A 774-nucleotide genomic window follows, 5' to 3' on the forward strand; every position below is an offset into this window, starting at 1 on the left:
ATACTTTAACATTACAACAAGTAGTAAATGAGTTAGTTAGAATAACAGGAGTACAATTTACAGGAACCCTTCCAACTTACAGTGTTAAGAAATTGGAGGGGTTTTCTTGTAGAGAAGTCTTAAGTTATGTAGCTTCTCTATGTGGTGGGAATGCAGTTATTACTCGTGATGGTAAATTTACTATAGTAACTCCTAAGGATAATAATTATGCTATTGGAACATCTAATTATTTTATAGGAGATTATAAAAGAGAAGAAAGTAAATATAAGATAGGAAAGGTATCTTGCCAAGTAGGAGAAAAAGTCTTAAGTAAAGGTAGTTTGGGAGCAGATTCTATGGAGTTAGAATTTGAAAATCCTTGGGTTACTGATTCTATTTTGCAAGATATATATAGTAAGCTTAATGGATTTGAATATTTAGGTTATTCTATGAAGTGGCAAGGAGATTTATCTTTAGATGCAGGAGATATAGTAACTATTACAGATAAAAAAGGAGTAGTAAGAAAGCATCCAATACTAAGTCAAAAGTTCACTTATACTGGTGGGCTTACTTCTGAAATATCAGCTAAAGGAGAGAATAAAAATAAAAATGAGTTCTCTGGAAGTGGACCTAGTACTAAGAAAATAGAACGTGTATTTACAGAATTAGCTATAGTTAATAAAGCTTTAATAGGTGTAGCCTATATAGATGATTTAACAGCAGGAAATATAAAATTTGATACAGCTTCTGGTAACATAATGGACCTACAAACATTACTAGCTAAATTTGTAACAG

At 31.1% G+C, this 774-nt stretch carries 1 pseudogene; it reads left to right on the forward strand.

Going from position 1 to position 774, the window contains the following annotated elements:
• Positions 1–774 (forward strand): annotated as a pseudogene (locus ACQPUY_RS17715) (hypothetical protein); the annotation flags it as partial.

This window comes from Clostridium nigeriense, from assembly GCF_050585245.1.
Lineage (GTDB): Bacteria > Bacillota > Clostridia > Clostridiales > Clostridiaceae > Clostridium > Clostridium nigeriense_A.